A 25,261-nucleotide genomic window follows, 5' to 3' on the forward strand; every position below is an offset into this window, starting at 1 on the left:
TCGGAAGGACTGAGGGGACGTCGCCGAGTGCCCATTGCACGCCGACGCGCCCCATTCCCGGGATCACTGGCCGGTGCCGCGCCTTTAAGCCGTGCGCCGGATCATCAACTGGCTTTGCATCTGGGCGATCTTAACAAGCACTGCACGAGGGTGCGCTGCGGGCCGAACTATTCGGGGCGTTGCTCCGCGAGGTGACCGACATTGCCAGTGCGGTCGTACGGGGTTGGCCCGCCAGCCCAGCGCTCGATGTCGGCTGAGTTCGCGCAATTGGGCAGCGAAACCGGTGACCGTCAGGAGCTCAATCGGAAACCAGCGAAGGCCTGCCGGTGCGAGCCTAGATAGTCTTGGCGGATGCGGAGGTATTCTCGAGGAGTGGCAGCAAAGGTCTCTCCCGCAACGACCCTCGCATGTGGGCCAGTTGCTTTGCGCAGCAGTGAAATCGTGTGAGCGTATTTATCGATGAGAATCCTTGTCAAATGGCACTACCAGATCTGGGCGTTTTGCAAGCAGTAACTCCGCCGTAGGATCAGATCAAGGTCGCATGCACATAGGCGTGTGCGAGCAGCTTCGAAAAGCGGAAAAGAACGCTATGGCGAATATCAATCTCAGCTTCCGATCTATTGCAGGTGCACGCGTCGGACAGCGAGCCATCACCGCCCAAAACGTCATTGAATGGAGAGCGCGGGCCTCGAGACAGCGAGGTTTCCAAATGATACGTGGAATGAAGCCGATGGTGCGGATGGTCGCAGCACTAAGGCGGGCGCTAGCCCTGTCGGATCTCGACCGGTGCTGCGCAGTTTGGTGGATCTATCGCCTCCATTTCGGTTTCACCGGCGAAGTGATGTTGGGGCTCGCCGCGGTCACGGTTGCCCAGGAGAGATCCCGCTGCGGAATCTAGGAACATAGGGCTCGAGCACCTTCCGTACTGGCTCGGCGGCCGAACGTTCCGCAGGTTACGCGTTTGGCTCCCGAGCAAAAGAGTGGCCCCGCGCCAATCGCCTCAAGTCTCCCGCCAGCCAACATGGCCGCAGTCACATCTAGCGCCGACGACCTGGGCCGATGGGTTGGCACCAACGACGGCGGTAAATACGATTAGCAGATCGCGAAGCTCGAACTTGTGCTCGCACTTCACATCATCAGCAAGCTGAAATTTAGGGGCTGATGATGCTGCTCATGGAGGTCCCAGCAGCCCCGGACGATAGCGCATAGCGGCGAGTGCCGACGTCAGGACGCTTCGGAATGCTTTTAAAATTCTGGCGATCGAGAGCAAAGACTCTCGGCGCATTCCAACTGGTGATCTTCTGCGGCTAGATGAAAGAAGTACCCCGCCTGAGTTCGCGTGACGATGGAAGGGGTGGGTCGACAGCTCGTCAAGCAGTACTGCCCGAGTGCGTTGCGCTGGATTGATCCTCGCCCAGAACCTCTCCATGCGCGAAAGTTAAATCGAGGCGCAAAGATCGAGCCGCTAGCGCCCCTCATCAAGAGCGTTTGTGAACAGCACATCTGCGGCTCTGGCATCAAGCGGCACAATCAGCGTATCCCAAGGATAATATCAGGATGTGCCGGGCCCATCTCAGCAGTGATTGGCAATTGATCGAGCGTCATCAATTCTAAAGTAAGTGCGAGATCGGGCACATCCGCGGAGATCTTGCCTAGAGTAGACGAGGCAGCCGGAAAAAGCTGGTGTCCGTCGATAACCTCAACGAGTTGCCGAAACTCTCCCGGGTAAATTCGCCGACGAAGTCGAAGTGGTCAGAACGCAAACTCAATCCACTGCCGCCTAGCCCGTTGGGGCATCAACATTCGCCGATGGTTCTTTATTCCACGATAAGTCACACTTTGGATCGAAGAACAAGTAATCGCAAGTCAGTTCTTCACCAGGTTGTACGTCACGCGCCGTTCGAATTCGGCAATGATTGTCTTGATATGTGTTTGGCTGATTGCTGTGGTTCATGAAGCGCGCGTTGTCAGCATTATACTCTATAACGCCATCGCTAGCCCTGTAGTCTCTTGGATAGGCATGCTTGTCTAGTAGAGCTTGAAATGTTGGAGCTAGAGCTTCGTATTGCTCAGGCGTCACCGCGATGTCAACGATAGGATTATGAATCCAAATCAATGAATCTTTAGCTAAAAGAGTAGCTGAGAAAAGCCCAATGCCGCCAAACTGGTCTGGTTTCAAAATAGTGTCAACGATCAACATTGAAGAAATCTCCCAGTCACTTTCACCGCAGGCTAAGTGACCTGAGCCCCGAAATCTCCTGCATAAATCGGTAGGTCGTCTGATCGCGCCTCCATCACATTTCGATTTCTCTGCATTTGTTGCCGGCTGCTGCGGATTGCCTTCCGTCGTACCAGCATGCTGGTGGTGCTGGAAATGGCCTGCGAGTACTGGAAGACCGAGATCCGCGTCAAGGGCGATGAGTTCATGTCGGGCGATCGCGACCTTTAAGCCTATCAGCGCGGCGACACGCGAGGCATTTTCGCGGACCTGCAAGCCGCCGAGAACGCTCGGCAATCATGTTGTCTCGGCGCTTGGCTTGGCGGCTCGTTCGCAATTTGAGTGGTCCTCAAACACTAGGCCGTGTGCTAATTAAACGACTGGCCGCCTGGTGTCCGCTCCCCGCCAATAGCGGCGGAAACCGTTGCCCGCATCGGCTGCGGTACCCCATACATGCAAGAGCGCCAGAGCCACTCGACAGGACCTAACCGATAGCGGCGCAGCCACCACGCACTGAACACCACCTGCGCGACATACACGAAAATGCCGATCGCCAGTGTCGTGGCCACGCCGAGGCGGCCAAATTGGCCTAGACCATAGCCGTAGAAGATCCAGCCGCAGATCACAGATTGCGCCAGATAGTTGGTGAACGCCATGCGGCCAAGCGGCGCGGCCCAGCCCAGCATCCTCTGCCCGCCCGCGAGGTTCACAGCCGCGATGACTGCGGCCGCATAACCGAGAGCCAACACGACCGCGCCCAGCTGTTCTACCGAAAAATGCGCGCGCCCGGGCGACGGCCAATCGAAGAGCTCTTGTCCTGCTGCAGCTAGACTCAATCCGCCGCCGAGAATAATGCCAAAGGTTGCGACGACGAACAGCAGGCGTCGGTTCGCCGGAGCTCGACGCAAAACCTCGCTGCGCCACGCGAAGGCGCCAACGAGGAACAGCGCGACAGTGCGCGGAAAGACCATGACGTGCGCCGGAAAAATCGCTGGCACCTCGCGGATCCGGAACGCGAGCACATCGAAAAATCCGCCCGTGCCGTAGGCACGCGTCGCGTCCGCGGCAAGAGCGGCCATCCCGGCTGCACTCGGCAGCGGCACGATAGGCGGGATGGTCACGTAAAGCCACAGGAGCAGCAGGGCTGCACCCGCCATGAGCCACCGCGCGCCGCCGAGGAAGGGCAGCACCACGAAGCCCGCCAGCGCATATTCGACCACAATGTCGCCGTTCCAGATGAAATAGAGATGCACTAGGCCAATCACCAGCAACACCACCAGCCTGCGCACGAGCAAGATCATGCGCCGTGCATTGCCGGCAAGCCGCTCGAATTGGATGGCGAGGCCGACGCCGAACAGGAGCGAGAAGAGCGCAAGCGCCTTCCATTCGACGGCGACCGTCAGCACAGCCGCCACCACCCGGTCGAGCGGCCCCGCCGGCTCCGCGTTCGGCAAGAACGGCGCGTAGAACGAGACCCGAAATATGGTCACGATGTTCATGGCGAGCACGCCGAACAGGGCCAAGCCCCGCAGCACGTCAATCGCGTCGAGCCGCTCCGACCGGCTCATGGGCTTTGGAGGCGAGTTACTCGCCGGCGGGGAGCGCGAGCCGATGCTTCCGCCGGTCATTGCAGGACTCCCACAGTTTCGATGCAGAGATTTAGAATGCCGCTTCGTGCCGCATCAAACTACCTGAATTGGGGGGCTTAATCGAACCGTGACAACTTGATTCACTGCCAATAAACATGAACTTGGATTGGCGAAATTTCTCCAATGGCCCAACCTGAGCTCCCGGTATTGCCGCGAGTGTTATTTCGGTACCGTTCGATAACAGTCGAGACGATAAAACGCGAAATCTCTGCTAGTACGGAGCGGTATCCTGTCTCTATCGAGCCCGGAATCTGGTCGAGCGCTTCTTCAACAAGCTCGAGCATTGTCGGCGCGTGGCAACGCGCTACGACAAACTCGCCGCCAACTAACTTGCGTTCGTCCAACTTGCATCAATCACGCTGTGGCTGCGCGTTAATAAGTCCACGTCCCAATCTGGCCGATTTGTTCAGCCGGATAGAGATCGCTGCGGCTTGCTCAGCTTCATTCTGCGCTCAAGCTCCTTGAGGCGCTAGGTCATCTCAGGTGGTCGTTTTCGACGGGCAGATTAGTGCCGAAGGCACGCGGCGCTGAACCGAATCCATGTCCCGAACGACGCAGCTCTCATAAAACGTCCGAGTCCGGAGTAGCGACAGATACTGCACGATCTATTCACGGCTCTTATAGGTTTCAGCGACTATCTCCGCCAAAACTTGCTGACCGGCTTTCCGCGGGGACGTTGAAGGCAGAATATACCAGTATAGGGGCGCTGGCGGCAGAGTCGGGGTCGCACCGTGTAAGCTGCGGAACTCGTCGGCTGGGCTAAGCGATGAAGATCGCACCGTATCCCGAGCACTGCTGACCTCTAACATACGGTACTGATTTTGAGGCGCCTCGTTCACGACGGGAGCTTTCTGCGGAATGCCACGACGAGGATGTGCATTCGAGGAATGGACGACCACATTCATCTGTAGCCAGCTAAGCTCAGCCGGCGCGTGTTCAATGGGGGCGCGCGAAGCAGCCTCTTTACTCGGAGGATGCTTATCCTGTCTCGGGGCTGAGGCCCCAATCAATGGCAATGCTGCAAAACGCAACGGCAATAACACCGTAGGTTTCCTTCGCAGCTTTGGCTGCCGGCTCTTCGCAAAGATCAAAGGGCGATGGCTGTGCGGCTCAACGAGGAGCCGCACAGCCATGATGCGCGCAAGCGGGCCGGGTAGCGCTCAGCCGCACCGCCCGGAACCGCGCCCAGCTCGCAAGAGTTGCTGGAGCAAGCTATGGTCCAATAGCAAGTCCAATATCAGAGCTATGCGGACGGGCTCCTAGCCTGGCATTGTCCCTCGGCATCTACCTTCTCGGGTGATGAATGAGCCGAACGTCATTGGGGCCTCCCGGCCCCAGGAGGGCGGTGTAACGCTCGCCGCGAATGTCGTACTCTTTTACTGGCTGCGCCTCGTTCGGCAAGAGGCCCCAGCGGCCGAGCTTCGAGCGCATCGTGTCCGGGGCGGGTTGGGTACCGTGCGAAAAATTCTCGGGAACGGCAAATGATGCAGCATAAATCTCGCGGGGCGCGGGGGCCGTCCTTTCAGCCCTGGAGGACGCCGGAGCGGCATGCTCCATCGACCGTCCAAGCAATGCTGGTGAGGCTCGATTCGCTGGCTGCGTGCTGGGCTGCGGCACGTTTTCCCGTCGAGATCCGAGAGGAATGGCAGCGCCTGGCGGATTGAATGGGGTGCTTCGCCTGATCGCCGCAGCGGGCACGAACAGCGCCGTGTAGCGGTCATTGTGAACGATAAAACTGTTGGGTCGGCTGTCCTGGCTCGGCGGGGCGTTGTTAAGGTCAAGCGCAGCGGACGCGTGCTGGTCGCCCTGCCGGAAATTGAAGGGTCGAACGACGGATTCTAAAGGCGCTTGGTGATGACCCTCGTTTGGCTCGAGAGACGACGATGGGCCGGCGTTTCCCACCATCGCCCACAGCAGATCCTGATCGAAGTCTTCCGCAGAAAGGACGGCCGGACCGCTGGCCTGAAACGGTGCGCCGACGTCTTCCATCAGCTCGCGAACGACTGAACTGCCGGGCTCGCTCACCTGGCCCCCGATGGCATCCCCTTCCGTGTGGCTTGGTGTTCTTTGTCTCTTCGCAGGCCTCAACTCCCCGGCGTAATCCGCACCCATCAGGACCTCGCGACTTGAAACGGGAGCGCTCCATGTCAGCTCGTACGGAGCCTGCTGGTAGCCGCCGCTCCAGTTGAACTGACGAACGGCTTCTCCGGGATGTCCGTGGTGATCGCGCACGCCTTGGTTGAGAGACGATGCTAGGATGGCTTCACTCATCAAGGGATCCTGATCATGACCTTCCGCAGGCGGTTCCTTCGGCCAAATCCAAGCTTCCCGCGGCGCGCTGTGCTGGGCAGCGGTGTCCGCGAAGTATCTGGTGACGGCGTCTTCGGAATGGGGACCGCGGGTGCTCTGGTGCCCAACTTCCAAAGCCTCGATGAGTCTACGATCTTCCTCAGACAGATGAGGATAGTAGCGATCTAACGAAGCAGCAATCTCTGGAACGGCTGGGGCATCAAGCTGCGGCACTTCATCCAAGTACGGCTCAAACTCCGCTTGCTGCTGTTGCGGTTGTGACACTGCGGCGTTGTCACGGTCGAATGGGTTGATGCTGTTAAATCGGTCCATGTCCACCCCCCGGGGTTTTTGTCGGTCGCAATACCGAGCTGATAGTCTCGCTCTCTCGCTTTATCAGGACCAGCTGTCGACAAGCTGACGCGCTTAGAGCATTACCGATTGCGATGTCAGATTAGTCATTTCGCGGCTCTTAACTGGACCGGTGACGGAGCCGAGCAGGCGGCATGGCTTTGTGTGTTCGGGACGAGCTCAATGGCGTTGGCACTCTGAGGCCGCGACGATCTCAGCAACTGATTGGGCCTCTTCAGTCAACCCAACATTTTCGACGCCACCTGGATCAGCTTGCAGCATCAATCTTAGGGTTTGTGGCGACAACGGTTCCCTGGCGCGCGCGCTCGTGTGTCGCACCGCGGCGGACGCTCCCGATCGGATTGTAGTTCTCAACCGGCTGTGGTGCCTCGGCAGGAAAGTAATGGAAAGCCAATAGGTCCTAGATTGGCGATCCTTGTCCGGTAACCAAGGTCACGCGCATATTCGTGCCATTCTCGACGAAGGTGTTCGAATGCATGCTCCGCGGCTGCGCGGCTGGGCGCCATTGAGATCCTGCATGGCCTCTTCTTGCCGCTCCGAACCAGCTCGGGATTTCTTTGAGCACGCTGACGGTCTTGTGTGTTGCCGGCGCTCGTATTTGCCGTGATTGGTCGTTCAGGCCCGAAATCACCGAAGGCGGAAGGTATCAGTGGCGATGTTGCGCGTCGGGCCATAGCCGGGCCGCATGGCCGGCGCGACCATCCGCGGCGGGTTCAGCTCGCCGGCGTCTGCCGAACGCGGCAGTTCCGTCTCAACAGTCCGGCGAGCAGATCACGCGCTCTGTTGCGGAATCTGTACCCTTGCATGATCAACCGCAGACGGCTGAGAAGGGCATAATGTTGATCCTCTCCTTCGGGCCGTATCGCCTCCTTGGATAAGTTCTCGCAGGTTCGCCATCCGCCTTGCCACGCTGCCTCTCTGAGCGCGTCATCACCGAGAGTGCTGCATAGCTCCCGCTTTCTTTGTATTCACCCGGTCCCCGTTCAAGCCCTCTATGTGCTGAGCCCGACAGCAAATTGCAATCGAGTCGATCTGAGATCGCAAAGAGGTGATGTCTGAACCAAGCTCGCGAGCCCTGGCATGTCGATTGCTACGAAGCGCCTGCTACATCACGCCAGTGGACCAGACGCGAAGGACGAGCCAGATCTGCCGTCCAAACCAATTCGTTAGCTTAGAAGCGGCGCTGTTAACTGCCGCTCCGCCAAGGGGGCCAAGTCATGCCGATCGACACATCCAAATTCTTCGCCTCCATTCGCATCAACAAGAAGGAAGCGCAGGAGCGGCAGACCGCGCCGATATGCGAATGGCCTGATTGCCAGAACAAGGCGACCCATCCCGCGCCAAAGGGTCGCGGTAATGCGCGCGAATATTGGCACTTCTGCATCGACCATGTGCGCAAATACAATCAGTCCTACAATTTTTTCTCGGGCATGGACGCTGAAGCGGTCGCGCGCTACCAGAAGGACGAGCTGATCGGCCATCGTCCAACCTGGAAGATGGGCGAGAGCATCAGCGCTCGCAAAATGACCGGCAGCGCGGCCGATTCCGAGGACGCCTGCGATGCTTTTTGCATGCTCGCCGAGCTGAGCGGACGCGCCAGTGCCCGCCCTCGCGCGGAGGCCAAGCCTGAGGAGCGCAAGATTTTCAATGCCAAGCGAAAAGCGCTGCAGGTGATGGGCCTGAATGTCGACGCGACGCTCGAAGATATCAAGGCAAAGTACAAGGCGATGGTCAAACAGCACCATCCCGATGCCAATGGCGGCGACCGCTCTAAGGAGGGCCGCCTGGTCGAGATTATCAAGGCCTACCATTACCTGAAGACCGTGGTGCGCGAGAGCTAGCCCGGACACGATTTGAGCGGCTTCACCCCACCCGCCGCTACGTAGACCTTGATCGTGTGAAGCTGCATCCGAGCTGGCGTGTAATCCGCTTCAGACCTCCACCCCGACGCCCGCAGGCAACATCTCCGCCAAGTCACCTCTTTACCAACTGCCTCCCGGATCAAACCACGACGAGCCTTCCGTGATTTCTTTCCTCATTCGCTCTTTCTCGGCTTGCCGAGGACGGGGCAACTCCTCGTGATGCAATAGGGCAGTTTGGAAAGGCGCGCCACAGCGAAACGCCGAAAGCGCCGGTCGTCTCAAAAACCACGCTAGACTAAACTGCTGCTCCGCTGCTCGATTCAAGGATGTACGGCTCGTCCTGGATTTGGCTCGCGCCGTAGAACCGCACTCACCGGCAGCGCCCATCTGCGTTCCGCGTCAATGCAGGTGAGGCATCCGGCCTTGCTGTTGATCCATATCAATTCGATGTCGTGCCTGAGACGTTGTCGCATGTTTGACGTATGCCACATCCGCTCAGACACCTCAGACGAGGCCGTTTTTCTCTGAGTGCTTCTCTTAGCGGGCCATTTTGTCGATCGGAAAGTGGTGCGAGAATTGCTGTGCCCATCCTGATGGTTCTTGGAAAGGCCTGAGGATCGCATATATGCTGTCGTCCTCATCAAGCAGCTATATCTCAACGTCCGCGAGTGGCGGCTGGACATGCGCAAGCGCTGCACCGGTCTCTGACTTGAGTTGTGCCGAGCTGCGCGAAGAGTTCTGTGCAGAGCTCACTTCCTTAACTTCCTTAGGTTGGCGCTCGGGATGCTGTTATGTTCTTGTGACAAGTAATGACCTTGTCCGCCGCAAAAGTTTCGTCATTTGCCAGCCACTCTTTCGAGAGTCTGGATGCGCTCGCGTCAATTTGGCACCTTGGACAGCAACCCGGCCGGTCAGTAACGAACAAATCAGCATCGCCTTGGCTCAACCGTCCGGCGCACGCCGGTTTGCGACCTGGTCAAACATTTCGGGCCCCGGCGCTTTCCTTCGCGCGCGAGCGTTCAGCTGCAGCAAGCGGACCTCAACATCTGTGTAAGCAAAATGGAAATCGAAATGGACGACCAATCGCACGGCAAAATGCCAATCTATTCGAGGGGACGGGAAAGCCGCGGTCCCGACCTATTCAGCTTCGTCGAATGCGCCATACAGACACAATCAATCAAAGCCCTGTTCGATCTTCTAGTGAATTGCTCGAGCAATGAAGGCTTCGATAAAGCCGCGTACGGATCACTCACCCGCTCGAATGAGCGTCGTCTGCCGGATTATCTGCCGCCCCCGCCAACTATAAACTTCCCGTCAGATTGGTGCCAACGCTATGCTGAGCAAGAGTATCGAGCGATCGACCCCGTGGTCCAGCGGACAGCAATGCTGCCAAGTCCCTTTCTTTGGGATGAGCTAACCAGTCGATATGAACTGCAGCCCCGTGAGCTGCGCGTCTTGCACGAGGCCAGAGAAGCAGGTCTTAAGCATGGCATAAGCGTGCCATTGTTTGGATCGCAAGGCCGATTGGCTTTCGTATCGTTTGCATCTCCCTTCGACGATGCCAATCCACAGAAGCGCATGGCTCATCTCACGACATTGGCGTCGGCGTTTCACAACGCTGTCGCGGAGATTACACCGCCGCTTGATGAAGGTTCCAAGTCAGACATTCCGCTAACAGAGCGAGAAACAGAGTGCTTACGCTGGGTCGCAGAGGGGAAGTCAGCTTGGGTAACCGGGAAACTTGTTGAGGTCAGCGAGAATACCGTTAATTTTCACATGAAGAACGTCATCAGAAAGCTAGGGGCGGCGAACCGGACAAATGCTGTAGCTATAGCAACTCGACGCGGCCTCATTTAATTCCATGCGCGTTTAAAGAACCGATCAAAGGCCCCCGTTCGCGGGCGAGCTCTTCTGTTATCATTCATCTGCAGCGGAGCAGGACATCCGATCTCAACCGGATTCAACGATGCACCGCAACGGAGCGGCTCAAACCAGATAACTGGGCGGGCAAGCGCATCAGGCGCGCATCTGCGATGTCCCTCAACAGTGCCGCTGGCGGCTGAAAAGCGGCCGGCTTTAGGCAGCCGAACGCGACGACACGCAATCTCTTTTAGCGCAACGCCGATCTTGCAGCCGGCTCAACCTGCTACCTCAACCATCTTTTGACTGCCAGCCTTAGTGTCAAACATTTGGGCAACGTCCTTCCACAATTGGCTTTAAAGTTTGGGGCAATTGCAAGCGCGCAGCAAAGCTCGAGATTGGTCGATTGTCTGAGCGGCGGGCAGGCACTGACCCGTCCTGCGGGATGATGGAGGATCGCGGCTATAAGTCACCGAAACTGCGGCGGATCGGCAAAGTCCTTCATGGGATTCGCGCCACGGTGAAGCTGGCCTGTTGGCTCATGCCGTCGGGTCACAGTGCCACATCCTAATCTCTTGTTCCTAGTCTCGCGCACAATGGGACTTGAAGAGGGATTACGACAAGTTTGTCGCCGTCCAGTTGTCCGCTGCCTTCATCAGAATTGTCACCTTGCATCTGCTTTTTTGCGCGACATCAAAGCGCGAGGATCAGCTACTGACTAGATGAGCAAAACGCGGACCAACTTCAGTAACGGTTCTTGCTTCATGGCGCTCACGCAAAGACTAGAGTTCCGGCAATCGCAGTCGTTGGTTATGTCGCCGCAGCTGATGCAGGCGATCAAGCTGCTGCAATTGTCCAATCTCGATCTCACGACCTTCGTGGAGGAGGAACTCGAGCGTAACCCCCTGCTGGAACGGGCCAGTGACGCTGCGGATGGCGACGAAGCGCCGACTGAGGTCCATCAGGTCAGCGGCGAACAGCTGGCCGACGGCCAAGCGCGCAACGCCCAGGACGCGCCACCGACCACCTATACCGAATGGGGCGGCGGCGCCTCGGGTGACGAAGACTACAATCTCGAAGCCTTTGTCGCGGCCGAGACAACGCTCGCGGACCATCTCGCCGAGCAGCTTTCGGTCGCCTTCACCGCACCCGCGCAGCGCATGATCGGCCAGTACCTGATCGACCTCGTCGACGAGGCCGGCTATCTGCCGCCCGATCTAGGTCAGGCCGCCGAACGTCTTGGCGCGTCGCAGCAGGAGGTGGACGACGTCCTCGCCGTGCTGCAAAAATTCGACCCGCCTGGGGTCTGTGCGCGGTCATTGAGCGAGTGCCTGGCGATCCAGCTCCGCGAGCTCGACCGCTACGATCCGGCGATGCAGGCCCTGGTCGAGCACCTCGACCTTCTCGCCAAGCGCGACATCGCGAGCTTGCGCAAGCTCTGCGGCGTCGACGACGAGGACATCGCCGACATGATCGGCGAGATCCGCCGCCTCAATCCCAAGCCCGGCATGAAGTTCGGCTCGGCCCGACTCCAGACCATGGTGCCCGACGTCTATGTCCGCCCGGGTCCGGACGGCGGCTGGCATGTCGAACTCAACAGCGACACCTTGCCGCGCGTGCTGGTCAACCAGACCTACTATTCCGAGCTGTCGAAGAAGATCGGAAAGGACGGCGACAAGTCCTACTTCACCGATGCGCTGCAGAACGCCACCTGGCTCGTGCGCGCGCTCGACCAGCGCGCCCGCACCATCCTGAAAGTTGCAACCGAGATCGTGCGCCAGCAGGACGGCTTCTTCACCCACGGCGTAGCGCATTTGCGGCCGCTGAACCTGAAGGCCGTCGCCGACGCCATCCAGATGCATGAATCCACGGTGTCGCGCGTCACCGCCAACAAGTACATGGCGACAAATCGCGGCACATTCGAATTGAAATATTTCTTCACGGCCTCGATCGCCTCGGCCGACGGCGGCGAGGCGCATTCGGCCGAAGCCGTGCGCCACCACATCAAGCAGCTGATCGATTCGGAGGAGCCCTCCGCGATCCTGTCGGACGACACCATCGTGGAACGGTTGCGGGCCTCGGGCATTGATATTGCCCGCCGTACGGTCGCGAAGTACCGCGAAGCCATGCGCATTCCTTCCTCGGTGCAACGCCGCCGCGACAAGGAGTGGTCAACGATCAACAGTCGAGCATCGGGCGAAACTGGCCTCGGTGAAGAAACTCCCAGCCCTCGATCTGGAATCCTGCGACGCCTTGTATTTACCTGAAAGCGGGCCTTTGGAGCGAGATTTGGTGATTAAACGAAGCCGCTGGTGCGGCATTTAGTAGTAAACGCCGACGGGCGCCTGAGAAGATCCAACGTTCTCAGAGCCGAACCCGCGCCACTTGGCGTACAAAACCCCGAGACTCTAACTGCCGCTGGATGAAAATGCAGTGGCAGGTCACGAGAGAGGTGCAGTAGACCCGACAAATTGGGGGGCGCCGATTGAATAATCGCGAGTTCCCCACCGTCAATGCGGGTTGAGCGGCTTGGGTTCGGCGCCGCCTTAAGGCTGACCGAGCGAGGTCCCAACTCCAGCCCAGCGCCGAGTTGGGGGCGCTCTTTTACGGTCCCGCCGGGAGCGAGGAGCCCGCGTTCCACTTAAATGAGGCGGCTTTCACTCGTTCTCAGCCTTGGCTTGCGCGATTGCATTTTCCAGCTCAGATACGAGGATCCTGTAGTGAGCGACCACCCGGTCGAAAGCCGCCCGCTTTATTGGCGACTTGGCCTCATCTCTCAACCGCTCGCACTTCCCGATCTGCTCGCGCAAGGTCGCGACATGTTCGAGCATGTCTTTCATCGCGCCCCCCATTCGGTGAGCTGCTGCCGGTTTGATGGACACCGGGTTAAGCTAATCCCACCTTGCGCTCGAACTCAACCGGGCTGAGATAGCCGATGGTCGAGTGCATTTGAGCCGGGGCCGACTTGGGCTTACCCTTGGGGAAGGCATCGGGAAAGTTGGAAATCGCTCAAACGTTTCCTGTCCTAATTTCAAAGGAGCGAATTTCCGGGATGATCCGGCACAAATTGCATAGCCAGCCCGAGACTCGACCTAGGTTAAATTAGTACATGGGCAAAGAACAGCTAGTGCTTGTGCTTGCCCTCGGCGCTGGTGAGGCGACAATGACAATGCGGCCTTGGATGTTGCATGCGCTGGCGTGGGGTGCGGCCGCCTTGGGTTTGGCAGCCATCATTTCCATGAGCATGTAGGGGGCGGCGCCGATCGCACGCTCGGGGCGGTGCTTCGATGTTGAGCTGGGGCAAGCTGCATATCAGGGCTTCTTCTGAGCGTGCTCGGCCTCGACGGCGCGGAGCAGGGCGGCAAGGCTGGGATATTCCACGCCATCGCGAGCGTAGCGGTTGATGCGCTCGACATAGCGGGCAGATTCGTCGGGCTCCGCGCGAGCTGAACAGCAGCACGGTTGTTGTGCAGGCGCAGAACGTGGCCGGCGCCATTACCGAAATACTTGCTCATGGCGTGGGGCTTCATGGCCGCGCGTCCAGCTTCGCCAGCTCCAACTCGCCCATTCCCGGATGAGCGTCCCGGCGGGACGTTCCTAGTTGTAGACGAGGAGAGATTCGGGGAGGGTGAACAGCTTCGCACTTCTTTGTTTTCAGGCGGACTGTCCAGCATGCCAGGCTGCCCCGGCGTCGGGAGCGCGAGCTCCGGGCTGCGCAGTACGTCCGGATCTCGATGCATCGGCAGCAATATTAGGTCGCGGCCGCCGCCAGCAGATCCTCGCAGAATCAGTTCAGTCTCTCAGGTAATTGAGCATACTGTCGCAGGCGTCCTTGGCCTCAGCGAAGCTCTGCAGCGGCGAGCCGAGCACCCTGATCGAGCCACGGCTCTGGTCAAGCGGACGCCACGAAGCGACGTAGCCGAACCTTCCGCGAAAGCCAGGACCGGTCGGGCTCTGCAAGCTTATAACGAACGAGTAGCCGCCGCTGGATGCAGCCCAAATTTCCATGTTTTTGACAGCGCGGTGGAACTGCAGGGGCATCACGCACCGTTCGCATGGGCAGCTCGACAATGAAATTCTTCCGGCGGACCAACTGGCGTACGAAATCCGAGACTCTAACCGCTGCCGGATGAAAGCGCAGTAACATGTCAGCTGGTCTGCCAGGCGAAACTGTCGTGCAAGTCCTCTTCAATCACCCCGGCCGCGTATAACTGATCGAGCAGGTCGGCTACTGCGAGCACGATCGCTCCGTCAGTCGTGACCTGCCTAGCCAGCTCCGACGCTGTGCACTTGCCTTAGGCGATTAGATGGCCGACGGAAGTCGGAGCGATGTCGTCCAGCACCCGGTGTTCCAAGTGCGGTCTTTCGCGATTCTTGACAAACCGTTCTACCTCGGCCTGCGACATAGCCGGGCCTCTGCTAAATGTTGCTACCTATCCGTCGCCTTGGAAGCGATCGGCGCTGACGCCGTAACAAAGCAATCCGCATACCAAACTGAAATTGCTGTTTTGCGCTCTGTCTGACCGTGCGTATCGTCAACTTTCCGACATTGGTCTCGAAACTAACTAGCGCTCAGTGTCGAAGTCGCCGCTGAAATGTCCGCTTCCTCTAAGCGCGCCCTGACAGGAGCGCCATCTGCATCACGCTGAGCGTCAATAGCAGCCGGCACAAAGTTGATCGTTCGTGCCTCACCTGAGATGTAACATGCCGCTTGATCGATGTAGTTCCGATTATCAGTCGGAGGCTGCATCATGGCGCGCAGGATCGGAGGCACTGGGGACGTCGCGAGTGCCCATTACACGCAGTGGCAGCCGCAGCCCGGGATCACCGGCACGGCCGCTCCTTTAGCCTTACGCAGGATGATCGGCTCGGCTGCTTTGCGTCTGAGCGATTTCGTTCTTCATCTAATTAGGTGAACAGTTCGCTCCGCGCTCGCCGGACTCTCACGTAGGTCGCGCTCTCGTCTGTTCTCGCGCTGGCGCGACTATGATTAGCAGCCCGAGCATGGCTCAAAGTGTAAGGCAGAACGACCGGTCGCGAGCAGAGATCGAAATTCACATGTTCGGTGCAAGACTGGGTCTGGCAGCGGCCCGCATCGCCTGGACCTCCTAACCAGCTTTACCGCCAGGTGAATGCGACGCACGACGCAAACCTGCGCTCCCACTGCGAGGTCGGGCGGAATTAGACTTTGCTCGGAGATCGCATCAGACGTGGCAGATGCGGTCGCCGGTTTGTCTCCCTTGTTTGACCTTTGTCAGCTTCTCGAAAACGAGCCTCTTTAACGCTCGAACTTGGCCTCTCGATGACGAAGCCACCCATTTCTGAATTCGTGACAAACTCAGCTCACTCCCTGGGAGGAGATCTTCAAGTGGCTTTTGTTCTCATCATAGAAAGGGGAGCTTTATGGATCCGAACCCGATCGATAATGCCCGTTCACCAGAATCACCAACGGCGCACGTCTGGACACAGGAAGATCATGATTTGTTCAGTCAGATCATAAATGAAGCTGGACCGATCATCATCTGCCGCACCTGAGGAAGCGGAGATGTCTCATTTGCCGCTCCCGCTTCCACACGGTTCGGAAATCGCCCCTCACTTGATGGTTGAGAGGCTGTTCCACCAGGGTCTCTTGCGGGATTCGGACCAGCCGACGACGACCTATGACATCGCTACGCGGCCGATTTGGATGAGTCCAATCGCGTTCTTCTTGTTCATAACCCTGCGGAGGACCAAGTGGTTGGGGCGCCGGGCGAGGGTACCGGACTTCGGAGCTCTCTTCACGGAGAACCGGCGCTTCGGAACGCCGCTACCACAGCAATGGGCCACACCTGCCTAATGGACAAGCTGCGCGAAGAAGGTTTCATGCCGACCGCTAATAACCCCATAATAATTCAGCTTAACGCACGAGCCCACGAAGCTGAACCAGCCGAAGGAGGGTTCGTTAGGCTTACGCGGGAATGAGACGCAACTCGACGGTGAAGCGATCGCGCCGGCCTGGAGCGCTGAGGTCAATTCGGTTGTCCTTACCTGAATCTGAATAGACAACTCACCGCCTAGCAGTTGGCGGTGCCAGCCTACATAGTCTTGGCGGACGCGGAGGCATCCTTAAGAAGGTGGCACCAAAGGTCGCGTGGTCCAACCGACCGTCGAAAGTGGCGCAGTCGCCTTGGGTAGCAGTGGGATTGCACTGATTATCCGATGGGAGTCCTGTCAATTGGCCCTACCAGATCTGGGCGTTTTGCAAGCAGTAGCTCCGCCGTAGGGTCGCGGGAGATCGCATGCACATAGGCGTGTGCAGCCAGCCTCGACACGCGGAAAAGAGCGCATGACGAACATCAATCTTAGTTGCCGGTCCATTGCGGCTGCCCACGCACAGCGAACCATCACGATCGAAACACGAAATGGAAAACGCTGGCCCCCGAGACGCCGAGGTTTCCAAATGATACGGGGAGCCGGTCGTAGCATAAGGCGTGCGCTCGAAATGTGCGATCTCGACCGTTGCTGCGCAATTTATCGTCTCCATTTGGATTCACCGGCGACGTGGTGTTGGGGTTCGCCGCTGTCACGGTTGGTCAGGAGAGATCCCACTGCGGAATTTAGGAATGGTGGCGCCCAGCGCCTTCCATACGGGCTCGGCCGCCAACCTGCCGCAGGTTACGCGTTGGGCTGGCGGACAAAGGCGTTGCTCAAGGCCATTCGCCTCAAGTCTCTCCCAGCCAACTCAAATCACATCGAGTACGGGCGACCTGCGCGGGCACTGATGGTGCCGGCCAGGCGATCAGCAGGCCGCGAAGATCGGATGTGTGCTCCCACTTCACACCTAAAGTCGAAAGTGTCGACGGAGGATGCTGCCGATAGCCGAGTTGTGAGTGGCGGAACGGTGGCGCAAGCGATCGTGGAGGATTTTCGTACTGCGACGATGAGCAAGGCGGCCGCTGCGCAACATGCCGCCAAGGACCGATTATCAGGTTTGAGACGGACGTCGAAAAGTCGACACCATAGGATGGAAGCGACTGGAAAACCTCCGATTTTCAAGCGGCACGCTGCTTGCACAATCGAAGGCCAGCGGACGCAGTTCCCGCATGGCCGCTCTTTCAAACCGAGTATGCATTTTCCGAATGCTCCCGCTCTCCTAGCAAGACGCCCAAGTCCAGCTGGCTAATTCAGGACAGCTACCATGAAAAATGCGCTTTTTCTCGCAGCGTCGCTATCCATGAGCTGTTTGGTGGCCACGGGACTGTCCCAGGCGCTAGCGCCTGCGAGCGGGGCTGAGGATCCTTTTCTTTGGCTTGAGGAAATCGAAGGGCGGGGCGCATTGGCTTGGGCTCGCACCGAGAACGACAAGACACTCAGTGCGCTCCAATCTGATCCACGTTACCCGCGCTTCTACGGGAAAGCGCTCTACGTTCTTCAGGCCAAGGACCGGATTCCGTACGTCTCATTGGGACGGCGCGGGCTTGATAATTTCTGGCAGGACGAGAACCACGTGCGCGGCGTCTTGCGGCGTACGACGCTAGAAAGCTATCGCACCCAGAGCCCTCGATGGGAGACCATCCTCGACGTGGATGCTCTTTCTGACGCGGACAAGAAGAACTGGGTTCTTAAAGGGGTGAGCTGCCTTCCGCCCGAAGAGCGCCTATGCTTGCTCAAGCTGTCCGAGGGCGGAAAAGACGCTGTGTTCGTCCGGGAGTTCGACGCAGTCGCCAAAACCTTCGTTACGAACGGCTTCGCACTTCCGGAGGGAAAACAGGAGGTCACTTGGGTAAACAGGGACACGGTCCTGATTACACGAGATTGGGGCGAAGGGACGCTGACGCAAGCCGGTTACCCTTTCGTTGTGAAGGAGCTCAAGCGCGCTCAGTCGCTCGCGGAAGCGCATGAGGTCTTCCGTGGCGAGCCGACCGATGTTGCGGCCAGACCCTTAGTGCTGCGCGACACTGAAGGCACGATCCATGCGACGGGCGCCGTCCGCAGCATCAGTTCGTTCGAGCATGAGTATGTTCTCTTTGGGTCTTGGCCGCGTGAAAACGTTTCATTGCGGGGGACGCCGCTTTGAACCGCCCCATGGGTCCCGATTGGCCCCAAAATTTCTGGCGAAGCGCCGGAAGCGAGCCCAGTGGCTTGCTCGAGTTGCTGTGATCGGATGATGGGGTTGGCGGCACGCGCGACAGCACTCCTCCTCAGGCCTGAATCGCCGCGATCAGCGCACCAGCACCCATGATGTTCATCACGCGCGTGAGATTGTAGGCGAGCACGTGCAGCGCCATCTCAGTGGCGACCTTCGACAAGCGCTTTGTCAGGAAGTGCGTCGCGCCCATGCGCATCTTCAGTGTGCCGAACGGGTGCTCGACCGTCTCGCGGCGGCGACGCATCGCCTGAGGATCAGCGTCGAGCCGCTTCTGGACATCCTCCATGACGTGCTCATGCTCCCAACGAGAGATGACGCGGTTTTTGGCCGTGGTGCAGCGCGCCTTCAGTAGGCAACTCCCACAGGCTTTCGTGACGTAGCGCCGAATGGTGCGTTCGCCATCCACTGTTGTAAGCCAATATGCCAGCAACTCGCCAGCCGGGCAGCGATACACATCCTGCTTGGCCAGATATGCGAAGTCGTGCTTTCCAAACTTGCCCTTCGCCTCCATGCCGGTCGTGTTTGGCTTCGGTAGAGTCACTAGGATATCAGCGTCGGCGCAAGCCTTGATCTCCTCGCCTGCGTAATAGCCGCGATCGGCCACCGCCTCGAGTTTGTCCACGCCGAGCACGGCCTTGGCCTGTTTGCCCATATTTGCCAGTTGAGCGCGATCCGAGCCGCTATTCGTTACTTCGTGCGCGATGATGAGATGATGCTCGGTATCTACGGCAACCTGCACATTGTAGCCAACGACGCCCGAGCCACGGCCACTCGTTGCCATAGACCGACTGTCGGGATCGGTCAGCGAGATCTGTTGATCTGGTGATGCCAGCATCGCCTCTTCGTAGGCTTCAAGCTTGTGCATCTCGCTCTTGAGCTTGGTGAGCTTTTCCTTTAGATGCGCTGTCTTCGCAGCGAGAGTCTCAGATGGCTCCTGCAGATCTGCCGTGTCGAGCTGTGCGAGATAACGCGAGACGCTCTCCTCCAGTTGCTGGCGACGGCGCTCGACCTTGCCCTTTGTGAAGTTCTTGTCACGCGTGTTGACTGCCTTGAACTTCGAACCGTCGATGGCGACGCTCGCCTGCGTCAGCAATCCCATGCGCCGGCAAAGCTCAACGAACTTCGCGCACACCTTCCTGATACCGAGGCCGTTGTCGCGACGAAAGTCGGCGATCGTCTTGTCGTCCGGCGAAAGCCGTTGTAACAGCCAGATCACCTCGAGATTGCGTCTTGCCTCGCGCTCCAGCCGGCGGCTCGACTGGATGCGGTTGAGATAGCCGTAGATGTACAGCTTGAGCAGCACCGCTGGATGATAGCCGGGTCGCCCTGTCGGCAACGGTTCGATGTCCTCAAAACCCATCTCGTCAAGATCAAGTGCTTCGACAAACGCATCGACAACACGAACAGGATTGCTCTCAGCGACCCAATCATCGAGGCATTCCGGCAACAACGTCGATTGATTGCGATCCGCGCCTTCAATGAACCGTCGCATCGACCGTCTCCGAAAAGCCCACAGACGATCTCTATCTGACTCGTTGTTTTCACGCAGCCAGGGTCCAGGCCGACTAAGCTCAATCTGCCAAAGAAGGCCACCATCGGGGGCATCGCGAGTGGTCGCCTGCTGGTGACGCTAAACGAAGACTGGATGCCACCGTCTGGAGACACCCCCTTCTCAGCCGGCTCGATCATCTCGTATGACGTGGCCGAATGGAAGCAGGATCCGCTGCGCGCCAGACCCACGCTCGTTTTCAAGTCTGGGCCTCGACAAGCGCTCGGCGGATTCACCGCCACAAGAAACTTGTTGATCCTAACGGTTCTCGACAATGTTCAGAGTAGGGCGTTCGTCTACAAGTACCATCAGGGCGCCTGGCAGGCCACGCCGATCCCGCTTCCAGAGAATGCGAGTGTCAGTCTGGCTGCGGCATCGCATGAAACGGACGAGGTGATGTTCACCGTCTGCAGCTTTCTTAGCCCGACGACGCTCTGGTATTTCGACGGTGCGACCGAACGCCTTGAGACACTGAAAGCGACACCTCCTAGGTTCGACGCCTCGAGACTTGTCGTCGAACAGTTCGAGGCAATCTCGCGCGATGGCACTCGCATTCCTTACTTTCTGCTACGAGCCAAGAGCGCAAGGTTTGACGGATCAACTCCAACTCTTCTCTATGGCTATGGTGGGTTTCAGACTCCGCTCATCCCCTCTTACGTAAGCCTCACCGGACGACTCTGGCTCGAGCAGGGCAACGCGTATGTTGTCGCGAACCTGCGCGGCGGGGGTGAGTTCGGGCCCCAATGGCACCAGACTGCCCAAGGAGCAACGAAGCAGCGCACATGGGATGACTTTATCGCAGTCGCGGAGGACTTGATCCGGCGCAAAATCACTTCTCCCCGCCGGCTTGGAGTAGTCGGCGGTAGCCAAGGAGGCCTCTTGGTAGGGACCGCAATCACCCAACGACCCGAGCTCTTCCACGCGGCCATCTTACAGGTTCCGCTGCTCGACATGGTTCGGTTCACCAAGCTGGGCGCCGGAGCCTCCTGGATCGGGGAGTATGGCGATCCCACCATTCCCGAACAGCGCAAGTGGCTCGAGGCCTACTCGCCATATCAGAGGTTGGTGCCAGGCAAGACTTACCCGGCCCCCTTCATTCTCACGTCCACCAAGGACGACCGCGTGCATCCAGCGCATGGCCGCAAGGCAGCGGCGAGGCTCGCTGCGTTGGGCCAACCGTACCTCTACTATGAGAATACCGACGGGGGGCATAGCGCCGCCGCCAACCTCATTGAACAGGCACGCCGGATCGCTTTAGAATATACCTATGCATCCCGGCGGCTTGTCGATGAGTGATGTCGAGGAGTAAGATCTACTCCAATGATGACGGCTGGCGGACGACGTTATGGGCAGCGGTGCGCGGCAAGCCGGTTTTGCTCATTCGCCACGACTATGCTGCGGACGAAAACGAGTCATCAGCTACGCCCTCAGTCTCGCCTATTACTCCGGGTAGGTCACTCAAGGCCAATTTCCCGTTAATACCCACTAGGCATTCGTGTGAACAGCCCTTAGAGCGTTTCACATTTTGATTGAAGCATAACCGGCGCTGGCGAAGTAGTTGGCGCATTCGCGAGGCTGGATGTCTTGGACGAGGTGACCGATATGGCGCCAAGTCTCCTCGATTGAGCGCTTCTGAGCTTGCCGCATCCAGTGTTTGATCTTGGAGAAGGCCTGTTCGATTGGGTTGAGGTCGGGCGAGTATGGCGGCAGGTACCAGAGTCTGGCGCCAGCAGCCTTGATCATTTGCCTGACGGCTTTCGACTTATGGCTTCCGAGATTGTCGAGAATGACGATGTCGCCTTCACGCAGGGTTGGCAGGAGAATGTGCTTTACGTAACCACGGAAGCATTCACCGTTGATCGGGCCATCGAAGACGCAGGGTGCCGTGAGTTGGTCATGGCGGAGCGCGCCGAGGAATGTGAGGGTACGCCAGTGACCGTGCGGAGCGAAGCCGCGCAGGCGCACCCCTTTGGGTCCCCAGCCTCGCAAAGGGGCCATGTTGGTCTTGATCCAGGTCTCATCGATGAAGACGAGCCGGCCCGGATCGAGCCCGGCCTGCCAGGCTCGCCAACGCAAGCGCCTACGAGAGACGTCGGCGCGAGCCTGTTCGAGGGCGAACAGTGTTTTTTTTGAACCGCAGCCCTTCCCGGCGCAGGAACAGCCAGACCGCATTGTGTGAGACCTTGACCCCACGGGCTGCCAGTTCCGCCTTCAGACCATGCAGCGTCAGGTGCGGCGTCTGAGTGATCCGCTCGACGATGAAGGCGCGGTGCGGATCAAGCACAGGCTTGCGGTGACCACCCATCTTGCCAGGCGCTACCGAGCCGGTCGTTCGATAACGCTGTGACCACTTCACAACTGACGAGACAGCAACGCCAAACCGTTCCGCCACAGATCGGCAGCTCTCACCTTTGGCAACAGCGGATACCGCACGCTTACGCAAATCGTTGGAAATTGGTCGGACCATCGGATGCTGGCCTCCAGCCCAGCCAGCATCTTGAATCATATTCGTCCCAGACCCGGAATCCCTTCCGATTCAATAAATCCGTGAACCGCTCTAGGGCGAACCGGTGCGTTAGCCTCTCGATCCCGTGGCTAACTTAATTGTCAGTCGGATGCGGATAGGGATAGCGCCTTTCTCATCAAGTCCCCTCGAGGGCCCAAGGTCGCATCCGCGCTGCTTTCCATCTATTGCTGACCCGCCTTACGTCGCTCAGTCGTGCGATGCTGCATTTTCTCTCGCATCACAGAGCCTACAATGGTCCGCGACCGACAATGTCTCACTGATCAGCAGCCTGAACCGTCCGGGTGATCCTGAAGTCGTGACGGGCTGACAGACTGAGAGCATGTCTGAGTGGTTGCAGGAATTACGTCGCAGATCGAGCGGGTATTGATAGCTCGACCATTGACCGACTGCGCAAAGGCCTGGCTGTCAGCTTGCGGTAAGCTATCACAGATACAGAGCCCTTTACGGTTAGCGGGAGTGGCGGGGACAGCGCTATTGCTCCAGATCGATCAGCGCCGAGTCACCTTTCCGCAAGTCTCAACGGCAGTGCGGATGGGGTAGGAACTAGTTGGCCTGGTCTTAGCCCCCGGGCGGTTAGCACCGAACCGCGACCGCACTGTTTTACATCTCGCTCCGACCCATCGCGGTGGCTTTGCAGGGACTCTGGCAAAGGTCGGTACACCACCTGAAAAGGTGAGGACCCCGAAGCTCCATTTCTGCCGCAAGCCCGCGCGATGACTGGCGTTGGACACTACATCCCGCCACGAGAGCCGCCCGATCGCGAGTTCGGCCGCAAGCGCTTCGGCGATGAAGGCTATGCCATGGAAGGGTTAGTCGCAGAGTTTGGCGCGGCCTTCCCGTCCGCCGATCCCGGCCTGACACCGGAGATCAGGGAGGCGCACGCCTCCTATATGCCCTGTTAGATCAAGGTGCTGAAGAACAACAAACGCGCGATCTTCAAGACCTCGTCCAATGCCCAGCAGGCGGCGAACTTCCTGTATCGGTTTCAAGCCAAAATTCCGCCTCGGCCTGAGCCGCGGCGCGCCTTATTGAGTTGCCCTTCTAATCGTCGTGCTGGCTGGTCTCACGAAATTTCATTCTGAATCGGCATTCTTCCAAGACTTCCGGGGTATTTTTAGTCTTGCGTTGGCCCGAAGTCGCTCGCCAGGAATTGCTCGTGGGTCCATTGCTTCAGCGCATCGTCGTTGAGTACCGAGTTGACCAAGGCATTCCAATTCTCACCAGCCTCTCTCCACTTTGTTTTTCGGTCGGGAATGTTCCGGAGCAATCGAAATGCCGTCGTTGCGATCTTGCTTGCCTCTTTCCCTTCAGCAGCCTCGCGGATCACATCTTTGAATAATTGTTCGGGAAAGGTCCAGCCGGCGCACGTGAAGCGGTCGGCAAACATGTATTCGAACGAGGCGCGAAACACGACCGCCGCTAACGCGTCCTCATGTTCCGAGCCCGCGCTGCGCAGGTCGAACCATTGCAGCAGTCTTCGAACGGCTGCAGCAGGCGAAAACTGGCAGTCCCCCAACGTGAGAGATACGAACATATACGCGATGTCTGTTTGAAGTTCATCGTCCAGGGACACGTACCAACGTTTGATTGCTTCAATAGGGGTCATGTGAAATTGCTATGAAAACGCAAGAACAGGATGCGCCCGATCCGGCGCGCCTGTTAACGTAGTGCCATGGCTCTCAATACGCCCGACTGTCCGCAGAGGCCCCAGTTGTCTAGGAATCCCTGCTTCTCTGCTGTAAGACATCGACGACGGTACTGCCGCAATTCGATCGCACGTCGAGGTAGGCTGCAAAACAATGCGTTCTTAACAGAAGAGAAGTATCAAGCAAACCCAGATTTGGGTGCGCTCGCTCTGAGCGTCGCGGCGAGTCGGCTCGTGGTCTCAAGTTGTTGACCAGTTAGGCGTCGCGCAGTTGCTGCTCTCTTGAAGGTTCTTGCATCTTTAACGCGGCGTGCAGGCGCGCCTTTTCCAGTCGTTGCCTGACTCCGCTAAGGCAACTAGCCAGCTTTGCAAAGTCCGCGATATCGAGATAACCAGAAACAAACTCATCAAGTTCTTCCTGCTGAGACGCGATGCTCGCAAGTGCTCTGCGAGCGCTGTCGGTTAGCGACAGGTTAACGATTCGTGCATCGTTCGCGCAGCGCTCGCGTCGCACGAATCGCTTGTCCTCAAGCTGTTTCGAATGCTTCGTAATGAAGGCCGACTCAACCTTCATCAACTTTGCAACCACGTTGACTGGAACACCGCCGCCCTGTTCCAAGTCGAGCAATGCCATCAAGATCATCATTTGTGGTGCAGCAATGCCCAGCGCATGCGCCTGGAAATAGCGAAGGTCGTCCAAGCACACGTTAATGGCTCTGATCTCCCACGTGAATCGCCTGAGCACATCCTGACGTACGGTAAGGCTCTTCCCGAGCCGTCTTTTCGATCCTGGCAGCTTGGACGGCATCAGATTTAAGGGAGCTCCATCCTCAAACTATTCCGGGCGAGCAGAGCTCAGTTGGCGGGGACTACATATGCGCTTACCTCGAAGCGTCAAATCTCGGGCCAATAAATCCCACCAAACTCCCTTCCGTGCCAGGCTTCTTTGCAGGTCGCCCGTTGGCGAAGCGGCCTAGGTGCAAAGCACCTTCACATACTCGCCACGGTGAAATTGCTCAAAAGCTAAGCATTACACGCAGAATTCCGGCGTCATGAACTGCTTTTGACGCAGTTACAGCGTGTGAGGCCCTTAAGGTCGCGAGTCCGCTCCCAAAGCGGCACCTGCCGCGCCGCGCGCTTGGACGGCGAGAATTTCTACGTC

The 25,261-nt window shown here is 58.4% G+C and carries 15 protein-coding genes and 1 pseudogene; 7 read left to right on the plus strand and 9 right to left on the minus strand.

Translation table 11 applies throughout. The features are described from left to right. Positions 1–1,780: 1,780 nt before the first annotated feature. Together ACRQ5Q_RS08245 and ACRQ5Q_RS08250 are read right to left on the minus strand one after the other, a co-directional pair. Positions 1,781–2,515 carry an SET domain-containing protein gene (locus ACRQ5Q_RS08245; RefSeq protein ID WP_439397000.1) on the minus strand — a complete coding sequence of 245 codons (735 nt, stop codon included), beginning with the start codon at positions 2,513–2,515 and terminating at the stop codon, positions 1,781–1,783. A 71-nt stretch (positions 2,516–2,586) separates the two neighbouring features. Then, positions 2,587–3,846 carry a DUF418 domain-containing protein gene (locus ACRQ5Q_RS08250; protein WP_439397002.1) on the minus strand — a complete coding sequence of 420 codons (1,260 nt, stop codon included), beginning with the start codon at positions 3,844–3,846 and terminating at the stop codon, positions 2,587–2,589. A 254-nt stretch (positions 3,847–4,100) separates the two neighbouring features. Between ACRQ5Q_RS08250 and ACRQ5Q_RS08255 the strand changes: the two are divergent. Next, positions 4,101–4,193: pseudogene (locus tag ACRQ5Q_RS08255) on the plus strand (IS5/IS1182 family transposase); the annotation flags it as partial. A gap of 958 nt (positions 4,194–5,151) precedes the next feature. On the opposite strand, the gene ACRQ5Q_RS08260 reads toward ACRQ5Q_RS08255, so the two are convergent. Further along, positions 5,152–6,489 carry a hypothetical protein gene (locus tag ACRQ5Q_RS08260; protein ID WP_439397004.1) on the minus strand — a complete coding sequence of 446 codons (1,338 nt, stop codon included), beginning with the start codon at positions 6,487–6,489 and terminating at the stop codon, positions 5,152–5,154. Positions 6,490–7,745: 1,256 nt separating this feature from the next. Between ACRQ5Q_RS08260 and ACRQ5Q_RS08265 the strand changes: the two genes are divergently transcribed. The 3 genes from ACRQ5Q_RS08265 to rpoN all read left to right on the plus strand — a co-directional run bounded on the left by ACRQ5Q_RS08265 (position 7,746) and on the right by rpoN (position 12,517). Continuing rightward, entirely contained in the window at positions 7,746–8,369 is a 624-nt protein-coding gene (locus ACRQ5Q_RS08265) for a J domain-containing protein (RefSeq protein ID WP_439397005.1), read from the plus strand. Between the two features lie 1,092 nt (positions 8,370–9,461). Then, a complete protein-coding gene (locus ACRQ5Q_RS08270) occupies positions 9,462–10,247 on the plus strand; it encodes an autoinducer binding domain-containing protein (RefSeq protein ID WP_439397007.1) in 786 nt (261 codons plus the stop codon). A gap of 767 nt (positions 10,248–11,014) precedes the next feature. Then, positions 11,015–12,517: an RNA polymerase factor sigma-54 gene (rpoN, locus tag ACRQ5Q_RS08275; protein WP_439399726.1), complete on the plus strand. Its 1,503-nt coding sequence runs from the start codon at positions 11,015–11,017 to the stop codon at positions 12,515–12,517. A gap of 390 nt (positions 12,518–12,907) precedes the next feature. Here rpoN and ACRQ5Q_RS08280 read toward each other — a convergent pair whose 3' ends face one another. Both ACRQ5Q_RS08280 and ACRQ5Q_RS08285 read right to left on the minus strand, forming a co-directional pair. Then, positions 12,908–13,090 (minus strand): hypothetical protein, encoded by a 183-nt coding sequence (locus ACRQ5Q_RS08280; RefSeq protein ID WP_439397009.1) that lies wholly within the window; start codon positions 13,088–13,090, stop codon positions 12,908–12,910. Positions 13,091–14,042: 952 nt separating this feature from the next. Then, positions 14,043–14,291 carry a hypothetical protein gene (locus ACRQ5Q_RS08285; protein WP_439397011.1) on the minus strand — a complete coding sequence of 83 codons (249 nt, stop codon included), beginning with the start codon at positions 14,289–14,291 and terminating at the stop codon, positions 14,043–14,045. 3,136 nt (positions 14,292–17,427) lie between these two features. On the opposite strand from ACRQ5Q_RS08285, the gene ACRQ5Q_RS08290 reads away from it, so the two are divergent. Beyond that, positions 17,428–18,306: a hypothetical protein gene (locus ACRQ5Q_RS08290; protein ID WP_439397012.1), complete on the plus strand. Its 879-nt coding sequence runs from the start codon at positions 17,428–17,430 to the stop codon at positions 18,304–18,306. Between the two features lie 124 nt (positions 18,307–18,430). Here the strand turns inward: ACRQ5Q_RS08290 and ACRQ5Q_RS08295 are convergent, their stop codons facing one another. Then, the gene (locus ACRQ5Q_RS08295) at positions 18,431–19,870 is read right to left on the minus strand and encodes an IS1182 family transposase (protein WP_439397014.1); all 1,440 of its coding nucleotides are present in this window, start codon (positions 19,868–19,870) and stop codon (positions 18,431–18,433) included. A 153-nt stretch (positions 19,871–20,023) separates the two neighbouring features. On the opposite strand from ACRQ5Q_RS08295, the gene ACRQ5Q_RS08300 reads away from it, so the two are divergent. Continuing rightward, a complete protein-coding gene (locus tag ACRQ5Q_RS08300) occupies positions 20,024–21,223 on the plus strand; it encodes a prolyl oligopeptidase family serine peptidase (RefSeq protein WP_439397016.1) in 1,200 nt (399 codons plus the stop codon). 222 nt (positions 21,224–21,445) lie between these two features. On the opposite strand, the gene ACRQ5Q_RS08305 is transcribed toward ACRQ5Q_RS08300, so the two are convergent. Then, a protein-coding gene (locus ACRQ5Q_RS08305) for an IS630 family transposase (RefSeq protein WP_439396285.1) occupies positions 21,446–22,394 on the minus strand; the annotation gives its coding sequence in 2 pieces (ribosomal slippage) (positions 21,446–22,057 and positions 22,059–22,394; 948 coding nt in all). Between the two features lie 773 nt (positions 22,395–23,167). Here ACRQ5Q_RS08305 and ACRQ5Q_RS08310 point away from each other — a divergent pair. After that, entirely contained in the window at positions 23,168–23,356 is a 189-nt protein-coding gene (locus ACRQ5Q_RS08310) for a zincin-like metallopeptidase domain-containing protein (RefSeq protein WP_439397018.1), read from the plus strand. A 212-nt stretch (positions 23,357–23,568) separates the two neighbouring features. Here ACRQ5Q_RS08310 and ACRQ5Q_RS08315 read toward each other — a convergent pair whose 3' ends face one another. After that, entirely contained in the window at positions 23,569–24,060 is a 492-nt protein-coding gene (locus ACRQ5Q_RS08315) for a hypothetical protein (protein ID WP_439397020.1), read from the minus strand. A gap of 295 nt (positions 24,061–24,355) precedes the next feature. Then, positions 24,356–24,907: a MarR family transcriptional regulator gene (locus tag ACRQ5Q_RS08320; protein ID WP_439397021.1), complete on the minus strand. Its 552-nt coding sequence runs from the start codon at positions 24,905–24,907 to the stop codon at positions 24,356–24,358. Positions 24,908–25,261: the final 354 nt, after the last annotated feature.

This window comes from Bradyrhizobium sp. PMVTL-01, assembly GCF_051861855.1.
Lineage (GTDB): Bacteria > Pseudomonadota > Alphaproteobacteria > Rhizobiales > Xanthobacteraceae > Bradyrhizobium.